This is a genomic window from Microbacterium sp. AISO3, assembly GCF_002204305.1.
GTDB classification, from domain to species: domain Bacteria; phylum Actinomycetota; class Actinomycetes; order Actinomycetales; family Microbacteriaceae; genus Microbacterium; species Microbacterium arborescens.
Genome location: NZ_NHRF01000134.1, coordinates 1 through 407, shown reverse-complemented (window position 1 = coordinate 407; position 407 = coordinate 1). Strand labels below are relative to the sequence as shown.

Annotated in this window: 1 protein-coding gene; it reads left to right on the top strand. The window is 63.1% G+C overall.

Annotated elements, in window-relative coordinates; all coding sequences use genetic code 11:
* Nucleotides 1-188: 188 nt before the first annotated feature.
* Nucleotides 189-407 (top strand): hypothetical protein (locus CBF90_RS16670; protein ID WP_197690606.1); only part of this gene is annotated, 219 nt, incomplete at its 3' end.

Sequence of the window (407 nt, the reverse complement as noted above, 5' to 3'; positions counted from 1 at the left end):
CGGCAGGCGATACTGGGCAAATAGACAACGGCCGCGCGGCGAGCGTTGTTCATGCCCGACGTTTTGCGCCTGTCCTGCGGCCCCGGGCCGCATTTCTGATCAAGAATCCTGTTGCCATCCGCTAAGATACAACGGCCGCGGATGGAAGGATCGATGAGCGACGCCGACTCCGCGATGATGGGAAAGTCATGGATGTATTAACCGCCGGCGCCGCGCTGATCGTCGTGCAGCTTTGCGTTGCGCTGGTCATGGCCGGCATTTTCTATGCCGCGCCGACGGAACACTGCACGCGCTTCTGGGCCTTGTCCGGCGTATCCTTCGCCGTCGGCGTCCTGATGGTGGTGCTCAATGCCGGCGCGCCCCGGCCCCTGATCCTCATCCTCGGCAACAGCACGCTGATACTCGGG